This window comes from Treponema endosymbiont of Eucomonympha sp. (assembly GCF_001028545.1).
This window is the reverse complement of sequence record NZ_BBPW01000408.1, coordinates 1-626: the sequence shown is the minus strand read 5'-3', so window position 1 is coordinate 626 and position 626 is coordinate 1. Positions and strand designations below refer to the sequence as shown.

General features: G+C 56.4%; 1 protein-coding gene. It reads left to right on the top strand.

The features are described 5' to 3' along the window. Nucleotides 1-130: 130 nt before the first annotated feature. The coding region (locus AWU74_RS07345) for a sugar phosphate nucleotidyltransferase (protein WP_162502418.1) at nucleotides 131-626 on the top strand (496 nt) is incomplete at its 3' end.

Below are 626 nucleotides of genomic sequence, written 5' to 3'. Positions count from 1 at the left end.
CGGCGCGATATAAGCTCGGATAACGATTCTACCGACGGGCGGATTCGCAGCCCTCCGCGCACTGCTGCCGTTTACAGGGGAAATATGCGTGCTATAATACGGGAGTACATTCGGCGGCACGGAGGCGGCTATGTCAGGCGTAAAAGCGCTCGCGATTATTCTGGGCGGAGGGAAGGGGACGCGGCTGTATCCGCTCACCAAAGAACGGTCCAAGCCGGCGGTTCCCTTCGGCGGCAAATACCGCATTATCGACATATCGGTGTCGAACTGCATAAACTCCGATATCAGACAAGTGTATCTGCTGACGCAGTTCAACTCGGCTTCGCTGCACATGCATATCTCGAACACGTATAACTTTGACCGGTTCTCGCACGGCTTTGTGGAAATCCTCGCGGCGGAGCAGACGCTGGAGCACTCCGGCTGGTACGAGGGCACCGCCGACGCGGTGCGCAAAAATTTCATTCACTTTAAGACGCAAAACCCGACGCATTACGTCATTCTTTCGGGCGACCAGCTGTACCGCATGGATATTCAGCAGTTTTTGAAGAACCACCTCGACTCCGAAGCCGAAATCAGCATTGCCACGACGCGGGTGAACCGGGCGGACGCGTCCGGCTTCGGCATTA